Source organism: Fluctibacter corallii (assembly GCF_025751585.1).
GTDB classification, from domain to species: domain Bacteria; phylum Pseudomonadota; class Gammaproteobacteria; order Enterobacterales; family Alteromonadaceae; genus Fluctibacter_A; species Fluctibacter_A corallii.
On sequence record NZ_JAOWKX010000005.1, the window covers coordinates 301,200 to 320,539 of the forward strand.

At 43.4% G+C, this 19,340-nt stretch carries 6 protein-coding genes; all 6 read left to right on the forward strand.

Translation table 11 applies throughout. From position 1 onward, the window contains the following. Nucleotides 1-73: 73 nt before the first annotated feature. The 6 genes from OE749_RS11565 to OE749_RS11590 all read left to right on the forward strand — a co-directional run bounded on the left by OE749_RS11565 (nt 74) and on the right by OE749_RS11590 (nt 19,080). The gene (locus tag OE749_RS11565; RefSeq protein WP_263712615.1) at nt 74-15,823 is read left to right on the forward strand and encodes a LysM peptidoglycan-binding domain-containing protein; all 15,750 of its coding nucleotides are present in this window, start codon (nt 74-76) and stop codon (nt 15,821-15,823) included. Further along, nucleotides 15,823-16,407: a hypothetical protein gene (locus OE749_RS11570; protein ID WP_263712616.1), complete on the forward strand. Its 585-nt coding sequence runs from the start codon at nt 15,823-15,825 to the stop codon at nt 16,405-16,407. The genes OE749_RS11565 and OE749_RS11570 overlap by 1 nt, the downstream gene beginning before the upstream one ends. Nucleotides 16,408-16,415: 8 nt before the next feature. Continuing rightward, a complete protein-coding gene (locus tag OE749_RS11575) occupies nt 16,416-16,892 on the forward strand; it encodes a hypothetical protein (RefSeq protein WP_263712617.1) in 477 nt (158 codons plus the stop codon). A 159-nt stretch (nt 16,893-17,051) separates the two neighbouring features. Next, nucleotides 17,052-17,849, forward strand: coding sequence for a tetratricopeptide repeat protein (locus tag OE749_RS11580; RefSeq protein ID WP_263712618.1), 798 nt, complete (start codon nt 17,052-17,054; stop codon nt 17,847-17,849). Between the two features lie 36 nt (nt 17,850-17,885). After that, nucleotides 17,886-18,434, forward strand: coding sequence for a hypothetical protein (locus OE749_RS11585; protein ID WP_263712619.1), 549 nt, complete (start codon nt 17,886-17,888; stop codon nt 18,432-18,434). Nucleotides 18,435-18,513: 79 nt separating this feature from the next. Further along, complete coding sequence (locus tag OE749_RS11590) at nt 18,514-19,080, forward strand: hypothetical protein (protein ID WP_263712620.1); 567 nt, start codon at nt 18,514-18,516, stop codon at nt 19,078-19,080. The last annotated feature ends 260 nt before the right edge of the window (nt 19,081-19,340 follow it).

Below are 19,340 nucleotides of genomic sequence, written 5' to 3' on the forward strand. Positions count from 1 at the left end.
ATCAAAACAATAACTAAAAACCGGGGTGTACAACTGTACACCCCTTCTGTACTTATTTTTCTGGAGAAAACGGATGTCATCACTTATTACTTCATCTGAACTCGGTCTCTTTGGTGCGCAATTTTCTAGCAATAATATTGTTGGTGGGGATGCATTTGGGCATCGTCTCAATCAATCATCACTTAACTTGGTAACAGGTAATGTGGTTATTCAGCGACAAGATCATCTTGCTATGGCTCGCGGCGTGTCGAGCCAACTGGTGCAAACCTATAACAGTCAGGGGATGGACAGTGACGGTGATGCATGGTGGTTTGGTGTAGACAAACGTCTCACTAATATTCCGTCAACTCATGAAGCGGGCAGTACAATTACACGCTTGCAAGGTGATGGCAGCAAGCAGGTTTTTGCTTACGACGTACAATCTGGAAAATACATATCCACTGATGGTGAAGGGCAGCATGATACCCTGGAACTGAACAATGGAACGTGGATATTTAAACGTAATGCAAATAGCGAAGAACGTTATAATGGGCAAGGTCAACTTGTCAGTATTCAGGATGCGTTTGGAAACAGTAAAACGTATACCTACACGAACAACAAAGTCACTCGGATCAATGACGCGTCCGGGCAAACAATTTTTATCGATTACGTCAGCACATCAGGTGGCGACAGAGTCAGTGCGATACGCACGCAGGATAATGCAGGCACGTTAACCAATGTGCGTTATGGCTATGATACTGCGGGTCGGTTGACGAGTGTCACATATGATTTGACACCTGACGATAATAGCATTTCTGATAATAATACGTTTGTGACACGCTACACGTACGATGGCAGTAGCCACCGTATAGCCAGTGTAAGTAACAGTGACGGTAGCAGCACACGTTTCACTTATAAGCAATATCAAGAACGCGGCAGCAGCTATATCGCAACTGGTGATTGGGTTTTAAATACCATGACCGATGGTGAAGGTCGAACTGTGACCTTCGACTACGATGCATTGGCGCGCAGTACCGACGTGATTGACAGTTTCGGACGTACAACAACGTACCGCTTTGACCAGCAAGGTCAGTTGTTGTCTGTCGCAAAACCCCCGATTGATGGTACGCGTCAAACGACATTTTTTAGTTATGATGATGAAGGCAATCTTACGTCTAAAAAAGTAGGCGGAGAGGTTGAACATTATTACTACGACAACAATGGTAATTTAACGGCAACACTCGATGCAGAAGGGCGTCGAATTGAACGCCGTTATGACGCAAACAATCGTTTGATTGCAGAATTAAAGTACGTCGATTTTGATACCGATGGCACGGGATTGGGGCGTCCTGACGACGCGTTGGTCACACGATATGTGTATGACAGCAACGGCGCACTGAGGTTTGTTGTTAAAGACAATGGCAATGTATCTGAATTCCAATACAATGGTTTAGGGCAACAAATTAAATCTGTGGTTCACACCAATGCCTACAATACATCGGGTTTATCTGATAGTGATGACCTTACCCTATCGACGCTGCAAAGTTGGTCAGGTACACAAAACGCAAACACGGGTGTGGTAACACGTTTTACGTATGATTTTCGTGGTCAGCTAAGCACAAAGAAAAGTTTTGACAATGGTGTGTTGGTTGGGAGCGAGAGCTTTATCTACGATCAAGCGGGTAGGCTATTGTCTTCCACTGATGCGACCAACAAAACCACTCAATTTATGTATGACGGCATAGGCCGATTGACAAAGTCCATTGATGCGCTTGGTCAGGTAACCTTAATATCTCATCAAGACAATGCGCAGCGCGTGTTAACCAGCCATGCTAACGGTATGGTATCGACCCAGACATTTAACCGCAATGGTGATTTAATCACGTCATTTGATTCTGCTACAGGAGAAGGGACTGCGAATAAAATGGGGTACTTATACGATGACTTAGGTCGTCTGCGTGTATCTCAGTCTGCAAATGGGACCAATCAATATTATTTTTACGATGCCCATGATAGAAAAATTGGTCAAATTGACGGTGCGGGTCAGTTAAGTACTTGGCATTACAATGACAAAGGTCAAGTGTCACAATTTACGCGCCATGGTAATACGGTCGATCCCCGTCGTTTGGTGTCTGCGCAAGGTGTATTAAATGAAGCCTATTGGAACCTGACTGAGTTCGTGCAGCAGGCATCAAGTAGTGCCGACAGTAAAGAGTTCCGCATTTATGATAGCACCGGATTATTGCGTTTCCATGTAGATAGTGAAGGTACGGCATCTGAAAAAACCTATGATGGTTTAGGCCGTCTGGTGCACTCTGCAACCTACGAAAAGAAACTCGATATCAGTAAGCTTGGCAGTAATGTGTCTGAAAACCGCTTACTAGGTTTGCTATATGATCTGAAAGTGGCAGATGTCACCAATGATGTGGTTACCACGGGTCGAGATCCTATTCAGCCCTATAACTTATCGAATGACGCCTACATTCAAGACCGCTTTTTAGATACTCAGATTTTTGGCGTATACAAAACAGGTGGTTTCGGCGAACGCGTGCCTAATCAGCCTTATATCTACTCTCACGCTGCTGACAAACCCGTTTACATTGAACAAGACTCGATTTCTCAGGTAGAGCAAATTCGACTGAGTGATGGACGCCAAGCGTTAAAATGGTCAACCGATGGCTTGCCTTATCCGAAAGTTGAGCTTGGTTATCGAATCTTACATAACAATGATCAGTTTGAATATTTACCAGTTACATACAGTAACGGAGAATATTACGTTGAGTTACCACAGCTTGAGCGTGACGACTATGAATTTGCTTTCTTCTATAAAGACAATTTCAATAATGTACGTAGCCAATCTGGCGGCGCGTTTACGCAACTAAGAGATCCTGCTGTTACATCGAAAACAATAGATGTAAGAAACTTTGAGTCTCACTGGACAGTAGAGCAATCGACGGGAAGCAGTCTGGCAGATGTTATTCCTGCACATCTGTGGGATCAGATCGAGAATGTGTCTGCGACGGTGTATTCTACGCCATCAGAAGCAATTCGCGGTGACTTGCACAACCTAGATTTCGTCGTGCAAACCAACACAATGGTTACTGCATATCCATTATACAGCGGGCAAGTCAATCTAAGTGTGGGCGAAGAGTTGTTGGCAGGTCGCTACCAATTGCATCTTACGATGGAAATGAAAGATGGTTCGACACAAGAAATTGCACCGTTCTTATATGAAGTGGGTAGCCAAAGTACGGGTCAGCTGTCACAAACACTAAGCTGGCCTGAAACCGCCTTTGCTGACCAGCCGGGTGGTAGTGTAACGGTTAAATACAGAAGTGGTTACAGAAATACTGGCTTTACCACCGCTACAGCAACACTGTCTAATGGTGAGTATCAGGTTACACTTGATAACTTGAATGCGGGTGAGTATTACGAGGTCGTCGTTGAGTATAATCAGGGGCAAAGCACCTTCCATGGTTCAGTTGAAAATCAGCGTACGAGTACTTTCCTCTTCTTAGCTAACGATCAAGACGGACTGGTTGAAGCAGAAACACGTGCATATCGTGTGTCGAATACGTGGACTGAAGGTACGTCACTAACGGGGGTTTACACGCAAAGCCAAGCGAATGCAATTGACTACGTATTAGCTGATGTGTTCGATAAAGCCACGGGTGAGCTTTTATATAGCGCATATACCTATATGAGCGCTTACGATATTTACAATGGTGAAGTTAACCTTTCAACCGAAGGGTTGCTAGCCGACGGCCAATATCGCGTCGAGCTACACGAGTATCGTCGCAATCGAAGTACGACACTAAAAACCTTTGATTATGAAGTGGGGCAACAACAAGAAACAACACGCCCAACCATTGTCAGTATTGATATTGATGATTTACCAGAAAATGCGGAAGTACATTATTTCTTCCCGCAGTTAAATGGCGCACGTTATGTAAAAGGTGAGCTAGATAGCGATAACAAGCTCAAAGTACAGATGAACGATTTGTTCTTGTACGATACGCGTCAGATTCCAGATGGCTTATTCGACATGTTTATCGAGTATCGCGATAAAACAACCGGTGAGCGGCTTGAGCGTTTTCATACTCAGGTAAAAGTAGACTACGAGTCTCATGACTCAGTCGTCAGTGATTTTGACAATGCACTTGTCGCACCTGATGGGTTGCATGAGCAATACTATTACGACAGTGAAGGCCGATTAATTGGAAAATCAGATAGAAATGGTTCTATTACAGAATACCGCTATGACTCTGCAGGCCGATTAACCGACGAGATACGCTATGCAGGCGAAGGCGTTTACGGTATATCGCAGAGCTTTGAAACCTGGGCGCAAATGTTATCGCGAGTTGGCACTAGCAATGACGATCAACATACGCGTTATTTCTATGATGGCGCAGGTCGCAAGGTCGGAGAACTTGATGCGGGTGGGTATTTAACACGCTATCAGCATGATGCGGCAGGTCGCGTAATCAGCACGTCTCGTTATCAAAATAAAGTCAGTAATCCAAACGCTGGATTTGACAGCTTGGTGTTGCAATCGTCGGGCCAAATTCGTACTACAAGCTTTGAGTATGATGCATTGGGCAGAGTAGTCAAAGAAACTAGCCACAACAATGTCGAAACCATTCGCACCTATGATGCAATTGGCAACCTGACATCTAAGCACAGCCTTGATAAAAACAACAATGACTATCAACAAGGCGCAGTGCGCAAGTATGACGGATTTGGGCGAGTTATTGCTGAACTGGATGCCATTGGTGCAGAAAAGCTAAGACGCACAACGAACCAAACGTTGATTAATAATATTTGGCGAGATTACGCAACCCATTTCGAATATGACGATGCAGGCAGAGTGATTCATTCTTATCAGCGTCATTCGCAAGTGAAAGACCCTATATCTGGTGCGTTGAGAACGGAACAAATTGATAATTGGTTGTATTACGATAATGCTGGCAGACTCCAATATACCGTTTCGGATACAGGTACGGTGTCTGAGAGTGTATATGATGCGTTTGGGCGTGTAACTCAGGTAAGAAAGTACGCTAATACGGTTAGCACGTCTGGATTAACGGGGGGTGACAACACCAATCAAATCAGTCAACGCTTAACCGCTTCCACCTCAGATATTAGTACATTTTCGCAATATGATTCCGTCGGGCGAGTGACATCATCAACGAATGTTCTAGGTATTAAAACGACGACCAATTATGACGCCTATGGTCGAGTAGAAAGCACGTTCAGACAAGATGGAATCAACGCAAGCTCTGGTGTTACCAAAGCGTATGAATATGATGGTATAGGTAATCTAGTTAAGTCTATCGACTACTCGACTGGCGAAACGAGGGTGACTGAAAATACCTACGATGTCTTTGGCCGTTTAACACAATCTCGTGCTACGGGCGGGCATTCAGTCACCAGAGTACTTGATAAATTAGGTCGAGAAGTCTCAGTGACTGACGGAGTGGGCAAAACAGCGTATACCACTTACGATGGTTTTGATCGTATCGTGACTTCCAGAGATAAATTAAATCGTACGACGCGGTTTACCTATTCTGGTAATCAAATGACGATGACTGATCCATCGGGGAATATCACCCGAACAATGCGCGATGGATTCGGAAATGTACTTGAATTTACTGATGTAAATGGTAAGCGTACAACCTATTCTCGTGATGAAAATGGTAAAGCGGTTGTCGTTAGGGAGTATTCTGCATCTGGTGCTTTACTAACAACAGAAACGAATAAGTTTACTGGACGAGGAAAACTGACTGAGACCCGCAATGCGAATGGTGTATTAACACGTTATTACTTCGATGCCGAAAATAACATGGTGGAACGTGTTGAAGACGTAAGTGGCTTGAAAGAAACCACGCGCTACGAATTTAACGCATTGGGCCGCAAAGTTGCGGTAATTGAGCCCTCTGGAATTCGAACCGAGCTTGAATATGACGATGTAGGTAATTTGAAAACCCATACCGTCAATGTTAACGGTACCGACAAAATTATCACTCGATATAGTTACGATGATCGCGGTAACAAGTTAGCGATGTCTCGTGAGAATGCGTCAGGTATTGTTTATGAAGCAGTAAACTATGAATACGATCAGCGAAACAGGTTAGTTAAGAAAACCGAAAATCCTGGCGGATTAGAGCGTATCAGTGAGTATGTCTATAACCAGTTTGATCAAGTAATTCGCAAGATAGAAGGAAGTGAAACTACCTACTTCATCTACGATGGATTTGGACTTGACAATTTACTGTTCAAAGTATCGAAAACGGGCTTAGTGACTGAGTATCACTACGATGCACAGGGGCAGAAATTAGAAGAGAAGACCTTCGCAAAATCTATTGATACAAGCGGTTTGTTGAATGCGATCAAGCAGGCCAATGAGCCGCGCGTGGTTGTCGAAACCCGCTTAGCGGAACGTCCTACTTATCATAACGATCCTGAAATGCCGCAAGGTCAGTTAACGGAACTAAATAATCGAGAAGTTAACTTTTTCGATGCCAATGGCAATATTTCCCTTCAGTTAACCGCAAATGGCTACTTAACTGAATTTTACTACGATGGCATGGGAAATAAGGTCTCAGAAACACGCTACGAGGCTGACTTCTTTGCGTTATTAGAACTTGATGTCCATCAACGCCCATCAGTATCCCAGCTTCGAAGCAAAATTACTGAAATGAAAACGTTGTTGGCAGAGTATGAAGCTGAACAGGCTGCTCAACCTGCTGCTACGGAAGGTGAAGAAACGGTTGAAAACGAAGTATTTGAGTTTGTTTTCAATACGACACGGTATGTATATGACAGCTTTGGTCGTATGTCGCATGAGATATCTGGCAATGGTAGTGTCACTGAATTCGTTTATGACAAAGAAGGTCAGCTTGTTGCAGAACGTCAGTATGCCAATACGCTAGATATAAGTGGCTTTTCTCTGTCACAGGTGTTGACAGCGAGCCAAGCGTCAGTGCCTGCGAGCTCACAAGACAAACTTAGTCAGACATTCTATGACCGCTTGGGGCGTGTTCAATACACCATTGACAATGGTGGATTTGTTACTGAAATTAAACGCGATGCAAAAGGTAACGAAACGCAAATTGTTAAATATCAAAACGCGGTTACTAAACGTATATACAATTCTGCATCTGAATTCACTAGCCAGCTGAATAGTGCAAACGCCACGATTACTCAGCGTTGGTATGATGAGTTAGGCCAGCTAATTTATGAAAAGGATAGCGAAGGTTATGTGACGCAGTTCACGTATGACTTGATGGGACGGGTAACCCGTTCAGAAAAAACGAGTATCACGCTATCGGTGAGCAATTCTGCTTCTCTTAATACAGTTAAAGGGGCCTTTGAAGGTCTCTCTGATGAGGAAAAAGCGGGCAATATTGTTGATACCTATAGTTATGATCAACTCGGACGCCTTACCGCTTCAACTGGGGCAGATGGGCAGTCGAAAAATTACGGCTATGACGATGCGGGTAATCGTATATACGAAGAAGATTCTCTAGGAAACCGCATTTCTTACGCTTACGATGCGGCTGGGCGAATGACGCGCATGGTAAGGCCGGTGTCTGATACTCAAGGCATGGTGACAGATTACGTGTACAGCGATCGCGGCATGTTGATGAAAGAAACATCTTATGTGAATCTTGTTTCGTTAAAAAATGCGCAAGGTGAATTTTACGCTGCGGGCGCAATCTCGGTAACCCCTTATACTGGTCCAGAGGGCGACCGCATTACACGCTACAGTTATGACGCACAGGATCGCCTAATTCGTAAATCTCAAGAATTGAGCTTCTATGATGGTATTACTGCCAAAACAGAGCTAGTTACTGAGATTAGCTATAACAGCTTCAATCAAATTGTTGAGCAGGTTGAAGGCAGCGGTACGCAAGAAGAGCGCAGAACGCAATTTGAGTATGATGCAGTCGGTCAGCTGGTTAAAGTTATTAAAGCTGCGGGCACGCCAGCAGAATCGGTTACTGAATATCGATACGACGCGTTAGGTAATCAAACCCATATTATTGACGCACGTGGCCACGCACTGGCTGAAACTGATTCTGACTGGGCTATGAATAAGCGCTTATCACTTGGCTGGGTAGTGAGTGACGCGTTTGGCGTAAGAGCAAAGTTTGCCAGTGAACTCAGTGGGGCTGAAAAAGAGCAAGCTAAGTTACTGTTTGCTGAAGTTTCAAGCCATGATAGCTTAGGTCGAGTAACCTCTGTAACAAAAGCGTCAGGCGAAACAACACAGACCGATTACAATGCCAATGGCGATATTATTCGCCATAGAGATGGCGCTGGGAAAGAGAGCATTATGCTCTATGACTCAAAAGGGCGGGCACGTTTTGCTGTTGACGCAAATGGTTATGTGACAAGCTTCATATATACCGTTCGGGGTGATATCGCTTCCCAAACGCGCTACCAAGTTGCATTGCAAAGTGGAACGTATTCTACGTCGACATCGCTCGAGCAAATGCAGTCGCTAATAGATCAAAGAAGCGCTCAGGAAGGGCATCAAACACGTTATGTTTATAACTCACTCGGACAGGTAACCGAAGAGCGTGACCCTATGGGGTATGTACAGCGTTACGAGTATGACGCATTCGGTAACTTAACCAGTATTACAGATAGACGCGGTAATAAAACGGTTAATGTCTATGATATGAAAGGCAATTTGATTGAGAGCCGTACGCCTTCAGTGACTTACGTAACCAATACCAATACGCGAGCCACTGAGTCGGGTGAAATCATCACCAAATATACGTACGACAAATTCGGCCAGCAGTTGTCTATGACCGAAGCAGTGGGAACGCCTCAGGAAAAAACGACCACATTTGAGTATGATGAGCTAGGCCGTCAGGTTAAAGTCAATTATCCTGCTCGTTTGGTCGCTGTAGGCACTAATGGTGCTCAACAAATGGTCACACCAACTGAAACGAAAGAATATGACCTTGCTGGGAATTTGGTGAAAACCACTGATAATTTGGGGCGCTATCAAATTCGTTTGTATGACGATGCCAATCGTTTGACCCATTTTGTTGATCATGATGATGTATTAAGAACGTACATCTATGACGCGAATGGCAACAAAATTGCTGATCGTATTTACCAGCAAAAAATGGACGGTAGTACCAACGAATCATTTATTCGTAGTGTGGCGAATATGCTACCTTACTTTGAAACCCGCTATGAATATGACGGTCAAAACCGACTCGTTTCACAAAGTACATCAGATGCGCTTTACTACGCCGCAGGGGAAGGGTTTAGTCAATCCTCAGGTAAAACGCAGATTATTTATAATAATGCTGGACTAGAGGCGATTACGGTTGACGGTCGAGGCGTAAGTCAGTTTACCTATTACGATGCAGCTGGCAACGCGGTTGTGACGATTAATGGCGATGGTTTTGCGTCAACGCGTGAATATGATGCCAATGGCAATAATGTTCGAGAGACAGTTTACGCTACTGCACTGACAACCGCAGAATTGGCGGCACTTAACGCTAACACCGCGTTGTCTACTGTGATGGGTTATATCAATGCCTCACCGAGTAAAGATCGGACGACATTGATCGAATATGACGCTTTAAATCGCGTTACTGAGCAACGTATACTAAACGTACGTTACAGCACCGTGACCAGCGGCACTATGACAAGCGGTATTGCCGATTACACTACGCGTTTCAGTTACGATGCAAATGGCAATGTACTCACGACAGAAGTAGGCGCTACGAAGAACGGAGCGTGGGTACAAGAAAAATCCTCAATCACGTTCTCTTATGATGCGCTGAACCGTCAAATAAAATCTGTCGATCAGGGTTTCACTGACTACGTGAATGCATCAGTTGCGCCGACTAAGATCATGCAGTTCGATGCACTTGGCAATCAAGTTGTCGAAGCATTAGATGCAAAAGTTGGTACTGTAGGTGTAATTGATACCAACGATCGTATTACGACTCGCCATTATGACAAGTTTGGTCGTGTGATCCGCATCACCGCGCCGGGCGATATTGACATTCGCTACGTCTATGACCAATACGGTAACGTCACCATGAAACGTGAGAAACAAACGTATCAGGTGTACGATGAATCGAATAGAACAAGTTCTACTCGCCATCGATGGTTAATTGACAAATACCAGTACGACAGTGCAAATCGCCAAACTGTGCACACTGACGCCGCTGGTGTTAATCACACAACGCGCTATGATGACGTAGGTCGCGTGGTCGCTAAAGGTGCGCAAGGAAAAGAGCATACCTTTTATGAGTATGACTTAAATGGTCGAATGGTATTTTCCTCAGAAGGAGGACGCCATATGCGTTACTTCTACGATGAAAATGGCAATGCGACACTACAAGTCAATTCAGCAGGGACATCAATTAGACAGCTTTCGTTGAGTGCACTTTTGTCTATGAGTAAAAGTGCAGACTCCATTCACTTTAAAGCAATACGATTTGATGGGCGCAACAATGCGATAGAAAGCATTGACCCTGAACTTGAGTATTTGCGTGCGCAGGCGAATGCCGCTCCTGATGTGGGCAACGTACCGGGAAGCAACTTCTCAAGCGGTGCCGCGTCAGTGGGCAAAGGCGGTGATATAGACGTTAAATTCCATCTCATGGCCTCTGGTTCGAAAGACAGAAAACCAGAACAAATCTACAAGCAATACGGCTTGAGCTTTAAGCTGTCGGGTATGGAAGACTATCAAGGTAAAATTAAACTTGAATGGGATACTGGCTTTGCAGGTTATGCGACGCGCGGAACAACAGAAATTGACTCGTCTTCTTCTGGATATCAGTTCCAAGGCATTAACTCTCCACGATCGTACTTATATGGTAAGGATGACTTTAATCGTTATGGTGTGCAGGCGCACGGTAAAACCACCACAACGAGTATCAAAGAGCGTGGCTTTGTTTACAGCATAAAAACCTATAAACAAGATAGTCAGGGCAATTGGGTCTATTACAAAACTCTTACAGGAAGCTATGGTTGGGAAGGCTCAGCACCTGATATTAATCAGTATAACGCCCGCTCGTTCCCTGATGATAAGCACAGCTTACCTAGCTTGGTAACGTTGACACAGCAACCTGAAAATGCGACGCGTGTTAGTTTGTATTACCGCACGCAAGGGTCTTCAGGCACATTTTCTAAGCTACTGGCGTACGATGCTGGTAACGGAAAATTCCAGGTAGATGTGAGTGCGCTAGCAGATGGTAATTACGAGTACTACTACGAAGCAACTGACGTGGCAGGCCGTGTTGTTAATGGTGCAAAGGGTAATATGACCTTAGGCGCAAATAGCGCTATAACGCATGCTAACACCGCCAAACCTGATCTGTCTAAGCGCAGTTTAGATGTGCTGGCATCGCAATCTGTTGCAGAGTTACGTCAATATGGCGCTTCTCGCTCGCAATCATACAATGCGTTCGGCCAGATTGAGAGCACGACTGATGCTAACGGAAATACCACACGTTACAACTATGATAACCGTGGTCAGTTAGTTCAACGCATTGACCCACGTACACAAGTAACGGGAAGTAATGGCGCGACGGTATCAAGAAGCGTGATGACCCAATACAAGTATGACGTGCAAGGAAATCAAGTCGCTGAGATTGATGGCAATGCCAAGCTACAAACTCGTGAATATTCTGCTGGTAAGTTGACGCGTGTTAATCATGCAGATGGTACGTATCAATTGTATTACTACGATAATTATGGGCAGTTAATGAAAGAGCGTACCAAAGAAGGTCGCTTCGTTAACTATGCCTATGATGCGGGTGGAAATGTCATCAAAGTTGACCGCGCAGGTAAAAATGATGACTTTTATGTATACAACCAACAGGGGCAGCAGCTAAGCCATAACACTGGTTATGCCAATGTAATGACACGTCAGGCAAATATGAGCTATTACGAGTTTGATACTTTAGGTAGAACCACTCGAGCTATTGATCCTGCGGGGTATATCACAACTTACAGCTATCGTTATGATACGAGTATTGGTAACTACGGTGGATGGGAAAAAACCACAACCTATGCCACTGGAGATACCAAAAAAGAACATTTGGATCACGTGGGTAGAATTTCGTTTAAAGAAGATTTGGGTGGAAATACGTTCCACTATTACTACAACGCGAATTCTGGCTTCCTTGACGTACAAACGGGTAGCACTGGGCAAAATATCAGTTATTCCTATTTTGGGACTGGCCAGAAAAAAGGCATTGATGATACGGGTGCAAATAACTATGCAACGTTCGATTACGATGCGAATGGCAATGTAATTGGTGAAGAGTACTTCTACTTCAATGATGGTGGTCAAGCGGTATATAGCCAGCAAACAAGGGCCACCTTTGATGAGTTGAACCGCATTAAATCAATTACGGATACTGGTGTCAGCATTCAATACCAGTACGATGCGGTAGGTAATCGTCGCCGTATTCAATCAACGTACACAAATGTTGATGGAAACAGTGCGTCGGTTGATCACTGGTACACCTATGATGCAATGAATCGCGTTGAGATCAGTAAAGGCTCGCTTGAAAATGGCGCCATTGTCAGAGGTGACGGCGTTAAGGTGACTTATGATGCAGCTGGTCGTCGAAGCACAGTCGAGAATGCGGGAGGCTCAATAGAGTCATACACCTATAATGCATTCGGCTGGCTGGTGGCTGTCAAAGTCGACGGTAACTTACGTGCAACGCGTTCTTATTATGACGGGGGTTATCTCCGTCAGGTGAAAGAGTACCGCCCACACGAACAGCCGGTAGTACGCTGGCGTGAATACCGTGAGGGACGCTATGAATATATTGCGGAACCTTACGAATATTATCCGAATGGAAATAACGGGTCGCTGCATTCAACCACTGATTACTACTACAACGCAGCGGGTCAAAAACGCAGTGAATCTAACAAGCGTTACACGAGTGCTGGCGTAAATGACCAGAACGTGACTACCAGTTATATGCTCGACAAAATGGGGAATGTCCTGTCTAGTCGTGCTAGTACGTCAAGTAAACAGAGTGATGGTTCATGGAGCACCAGTGTTCAGACTACGCGTAATACCTATGAAAAGTGGGACAATTACAAACAATCTAAAATTGAGATCCAAGGCAGCGTGAATGGTGAACTGCGCTATTCATGGGCAAATGGTCTGTCGAAACTGGAATATGATGCAAACGGTAATCTGGTGAAAGCGACTGACACCTACGCCGGACGTGTTCTGGATTATGTAAACAGCTTTGACGGTAAAGTGTTAACGCGAACTGAAGAAGCGCCGACGTACACTAAGAAACAACGTTATTTCTACTACAACGGTGTCGGTGTCGGTGACATTGGTAATGATGGCCCGAGCTATCGTGACTATGCTTCTGTGTTGGCCGAAGCGCAGAAGAAACGTTCAAGCAATGCATCTAAAGAGCAAGAATTTAAACCTGTGATGGCCGCAGATTTTGACGCGAACTTTGTTCCTATTGGTCGCCAAAGTGGTATCAGCAATGGACGCTACACCGTAAATTCTGGCGATACCTTAATGAACATCGCGACACAATTGTGGGGTGATAAATCGCTATGGTATCTCATTGCTGATGCAAACGGACTCAAAGGGACGGAAAGCCTAACGGCAGGAACAGTACTTAACATTCCTAATGTTGCGAGTACCAACCTGCACAATAGCTCAGAAACGTTTAGACCGTATAACGCGGGGGCTGCAATGGGGGATGTTAATCCAACGTTGCCTGAGGTACCGCCTCCGCCTATTCCGCCTAAGAAAGACGGCTGTGGTGGCATAGCCATGATCGTTATGGTGGTGGTTGCGGTAGTGGCTACTGTTGTCACCGCTGGTGCAGCTGCGTTGGCTATGTCAGGTGCTACTATGAGCATGGGCGCAGCATGGGCTGCCGGCACCGCGATAATGACTGGAGCTGCCGGTTTTAGTCTTGGTGTTGCGGCAGCAGCATTTGCTGGTGGCTTCGTAGGTAGTGTTGCCAGTCAGCTGGTAGGTAAAGCCATGGGCGTCGTAGAGAGCTTCTCGCTCAGAAAAGCTGTTGCGGGTGGTTTGACGTCTGTTGTCACCGCGGGTACTGCGGCAGGATTACGAGAATTGGGTTATGTTTCATCGGTTAATGGTAAAGAGGTACTCAGCAACGCTGGTAAAATATGGCAGTCAGCATTGAGTGTACCGCTCAATGTTGGGGCAAATAAGATTGCGGGCATTGATACATCATTTAGCTGGGGTAACGTGGCCGTTTCAGCACTTAGTACCGCGGTTATGACGTCAGACACCATGAATGGTCTACTTGGTGAGATGTCCTTTAATGCAGAAAAGGGCGCTAATTTTGATTGGCGCAATGTCGCTGATGGAACGACAGGTGGCATTGTTGGTGCTGGTGTAAGTTATGCGATAGGTAAAGCCGTCTTTGATGGCGAAGATGAGCCATCTTGGAACTTCAAGCAAGTGGCGTTAAACGCGTTTGGTAGTGCAATTGGTAATGAAATTAACCGTAGTCGCACAAAACGTCATGAGATCGAACAGGTTCAGAAAAGAACGGAGGAATTACTTAGCTCTATCACCAATCTCTTACAAGATGAGGCGATGCGAATTGCTAACGCACAGAGAAAAGAAGTTTTTCAGGAGTTAGATAGTGATGTCCAAGAAATTAGCTCTCAGGTACTAGATAAAAAGCTTGCTGAACGTGCAGCGGCTGAGGTGCCTGAAAGTCCAATTTCTAAGCCACCAGAAGTGGCACCTATCGAAGATGAACTTGGTATTATGAGTAAAGAGAAAGTCACAGCTCTCAATACTCAAAATGCTGAATCTCGCGAGGTTTTGCTTGAAACTGCAAACAATGCGGCTGTAGAACCGTTAGAGCCTAAAGTTCATTTGACGAGGGTTACAGAAGAAACCGCTCCAAGACAACTAACTGACGAAGTAATAGCAGAAGCGGAAGCGAGATTGCGTCAAGGTGATAGAGCAGGGGCTTATCTTGTGTATGCTGAGGCAACAGGGCTTTCAATACTCTACGATCAGGCCTCAATTACAACTTATGCGGGGGTCCATGGTGGTGCAGCATTATTCGGTAACTTTATTGCGAAGATGAATAACGGACCTGACTATCCTGTCACCCTCGATTCATTTTCATATTTGATTGATAATGCCGTACACCAGTTTTTTGCAGCTCACCATGAAGCGACAAAAAATGAGTTAGGCATTTCATCTACAGTTTCACTGTCTAACGATCATATTGAAAACGTGGATTACCTCGTATGGGAAGGTCTAGGAATGGGTGAAAACTTCCCTGGCAATATGTTGCTTTTCATGGATGATACTTATGCAGGCTCCAAAGTTGGAATTGGAGATATTGAACAAGGCTTTCATGCAGGGGCTTTCCATGGCCATTTAGGACGCGTACCGGCTGAATTCATGAATGATCCTAACTTCACGATTCATGAAGGCGCGGACTTTATCAACGTAATCAATAATAATAACAATACGGTTGAGCTCTTTTTCCAAAAAACACCACAAATTCCATTAGTGAGTGCTTTAGGCGACTGGGCAAATGATGCGGTTGAATGGGTAATTGATGCGCAAGCTGAGCCTTGGGAATTACCAACTCAGCAGAATTTAGAGCGCCGCAGTGTCCTTCAGCATTTCATGGAGGCGGGTAATGTCAATCATGTGGAATATACGCCAGCCAATCCAAATCGTTGGTTATGGAATGACAATGGTACGGTTGTATCGCCAAGACAAATTGGTAACTTCCTCAACCCGTTACCTGCAATTCCATCTTCACATGTGGATATTCAAAGGGCATTCTTAGGAGAGTATTAGTGACAAAAAAGTATTTGAAGGTGGCAGCATTTGCTGCTGCCTTCGCTTACCTATCATACAATGCATTACTGTTCATATTTGAAGTCGATGTTCAGTGCTCACAAAACCTAAACGGAGAAAGTAAAAATTGTGTAGTGCTAGATGTTAGCGATACTAAAATAGTCGCTTTGAATCAGCACGGATTGCGCTATGATGATAGACTAAATTTTTTTAACAGCTATGCGTTTACTTGGGGTAGCCCTCATTATAAACCATACACGCAAGAGAAGCTTGTTTTGGCAGATATTGCGGAATGGCCAGTGTTAAGCTCGCAGCTCAATCATCCAATTATTTTGATGAGACAAACGCTAGACTTACAATATTATTACTTGGCGAATGCTGATGAACCAATCTTCATTCGGTGTCAGAATCTGAAGGGGAATGCACAGGCGTGTCATGCAATTGTGATGCTACAAGATCATTTTCATTTATCATTTTATGGCATTGCTGAATCACAACGAATTGACGTAGATCAGTTACTTAAAGACCTTATTGCACTTCAAAAAAGGTTTGAAAGCCCTGTAGTATTGTCGCTATTATTTTGACGTAAATAATGATTGAAACGATAATTTCTGATACTTCGGTTAGAAGTGGTATTCTCTATTATACTTTGATAGCTTTGTCTTTAACCGTGTTAGGGTTTATTGCCGTTAAAGTTAAGACTATCCCTAACACAAAAAAGAAAAGATACATGCCTTTAGCTGTGTTGGGCAGTGTTTTTCCTATTAGTTTTTTAGTAATATCTGTCATTCATCTAATCACTTTAGCGAGCTACGTAGGTTTAAAGCCAAGCGAATTGGAAACAGTTAAAGGTCGCTACTATTTGCTAGAGAGAGTAAAAAGTGGCACCCACTTGTTAGTCGGTAAACGCCATATTTTCGTAAAGAACAAAACACCGTTTTGCAAAGACATTAGTTTATATTCTAAAGTTGGGGTTGCAGAGGGCGATATGCTTAGTGTTGAATTAATTACCAAAACAAGACTAGGCATTACTTTCCAATGCATATTAAAGATAACAAAATACGAATAGTATGAGTGATACGGAATGCACAGCCCACATTATCTAGCGCGTTTCTTTTAGGAATTATTTGGCGCGTTTATGACGTGTCACTCGTGCATATACCTAGTGTCAATTTTTCTCCTCTAACCTATATACATAAATTTAAGCGTAGAAAAGGAACTTTATTCTATGAAAAATCTAGCCTATCAAATTGGCATATCATTTCTAATGGTAATCGCTGGAGCGGAAACTGCGTTTGCTAACTGCTCTACAGACGTGCAACTGTTAAACGACAAACTTTACAAAGAAAATTATTCTTATGAAGCTGCAGTAGAGTATTGGCGTGGAACGAGTGAATCTTGCAAGTCGACGGGAGTTTATTATCAAAAACTAGGCGCCCTGTATAACTTAAATAAGCAGCGCTCAAAAGCAGTGCAAACGTACCATGAAGGACTTGCACTTGATGATGACGCGAAGCCTGATCTGATGGTAGGAATTGCAAATGTTTATTTCCAGGCCGCTGCAGCTGGTGAGGCTTATGAAGAGAATGTAAAGCAGGCAGCATCTGAATTTGCCAAAGTTGTAAGAGCTTATCCAGAAGACGCATATGTTTTGATGCAGTATGCTAACTTTCTTTACTTCATAGAGCGTTATGATTTGGCCTTTAACTACGCTGTGAAGAGTAACAACATTAGAGAGGATTACTACTCTTTGCGCCTGATCGCAATCATTTTTGGAGAGCACAAAAATGACAGTGAAAATGCAATTACCACAGCGTATCGCGCTTTGGGTATGAGGAATAATTTTAATACTGACCTAGAGTTAGAAGTGGTATTGGCGCACGCTTATATGGATAAAGGTGATGCGGAATTTGCTGCGAAAATTTTGCAAAGTTTGAAGGATAGGCGTCCATCTATAGTCACGGAGAAAAAATTTATAGATGCGCTTGAACGTTTGCGTCCACTTTATCAATCTTCTAAAAATTGATGATTCAGCTTGAACTTTGTCGTATCACGGGAGTAAATGTTGACAACCTTTTATGAGATAAAACCTTTCGTTGGTGGGCAAGTAATGCTGGCTGCCTTCTTTTGCTTTATGTGTTTATGGATCATAATTGCATTGGTTCAAAAAGCGTCAATAATGATTGCTTTTTTCTCTTCGCTTGCTGCTTTATTTTTCATCTTACTTTATACCTCTATACAGTCTCGAATTGAGGCTAAAGATAAAGTTGAACGTGGAGAAGGGGTTATCTACTACGAAGGGGTATTTCGATTTAGTGACGAAGCCGTATGTATTAGAAAAGGCTGGGAGAATGCAAGCCGTTGCGGCAGTACGGCATACTCTAGTTATATCAATAATGAGTTCATTGCATTATTTCCACGGCCTAATCTAGTGGCAGTAGAAGACTATTGTTATGAGGCAGAGAAACGCAAATTACAGGCACTAAATGGAACGTTAGTAAAATTCACAGGTAAGTGGGACAAGGCTGAAAAAATAAATATTCCTGATCTAAAAGAAAAATACCACAATAAGTTTTGCATCTATAAAATCGAAGTGCTCGCGTCTTCTTAGCCGTAAGGTGTTTTGGTGGCGAGATGTGTCATTTAACTAAATGTATATTACTTTATCGTTTTATAGGGTTGCGCTGATTATGACAGAATGGAATGTTTTTTATGAATTGAGATCTTTTGGAGCGTTGCAACTTGTGCTTATGTCTTTTGGGCTGTCTATGTATATTTGGATGCTTATCTTTACTCCTAAAGAATTTCCGAAGTTTGCATTGGTGCTTATGAGTATTTCAATGGTGCTGTTTACTTTTTTATATTTTTCTTTAAATTCAAGAATAAATTTAAAAGAGAATATGAATAACGGTATTGGCGTTGATAGCTACGAAGGGCGGTTCATTATAAATTCTGATGAAAGTTGTATTTCTAAAAATTCAAGAAATCAGAGTGGATGTTTATATACATCGTATGATGGTTATGTTGGAGACACTTTTATAGCACTTTTCCCTGCGGTAGGCAGGATTGCGGCTAACCTTTGTTACGAAGCTGACATAAGACCCCTTAAAAAGATCGATGGTAAACATGTTAGATTTGTTGGTATATGGGAAAGTGTGTCTGAAATTGATAAATCTTGGCTACATGAAAAATATCAGAAAGTATTTTGTATCTATAAAATCGAAGTGCTCGATAACAACAAAACCGAAAATATCTGAGCGATGATTCGAATAAATTTTTATTTTGGATGGCTCTGTTTATGATTCGCTTGATTATGAATAAATAATGTAGGTGATTGGTGCAGCAATGATAAAGGAAAAAAATACGGTGGGAATTGAGTATTTCAATATGCTGGGAACCCACCTATACTTGGAGGGTAACTTAAGCACGTTTTCTTTTGTGATTACATAGTCAAACAGTAATACAAACGATGTAGGAAAATACCACATGTAAAAAATGTCATAATTTTCTTTGTCGT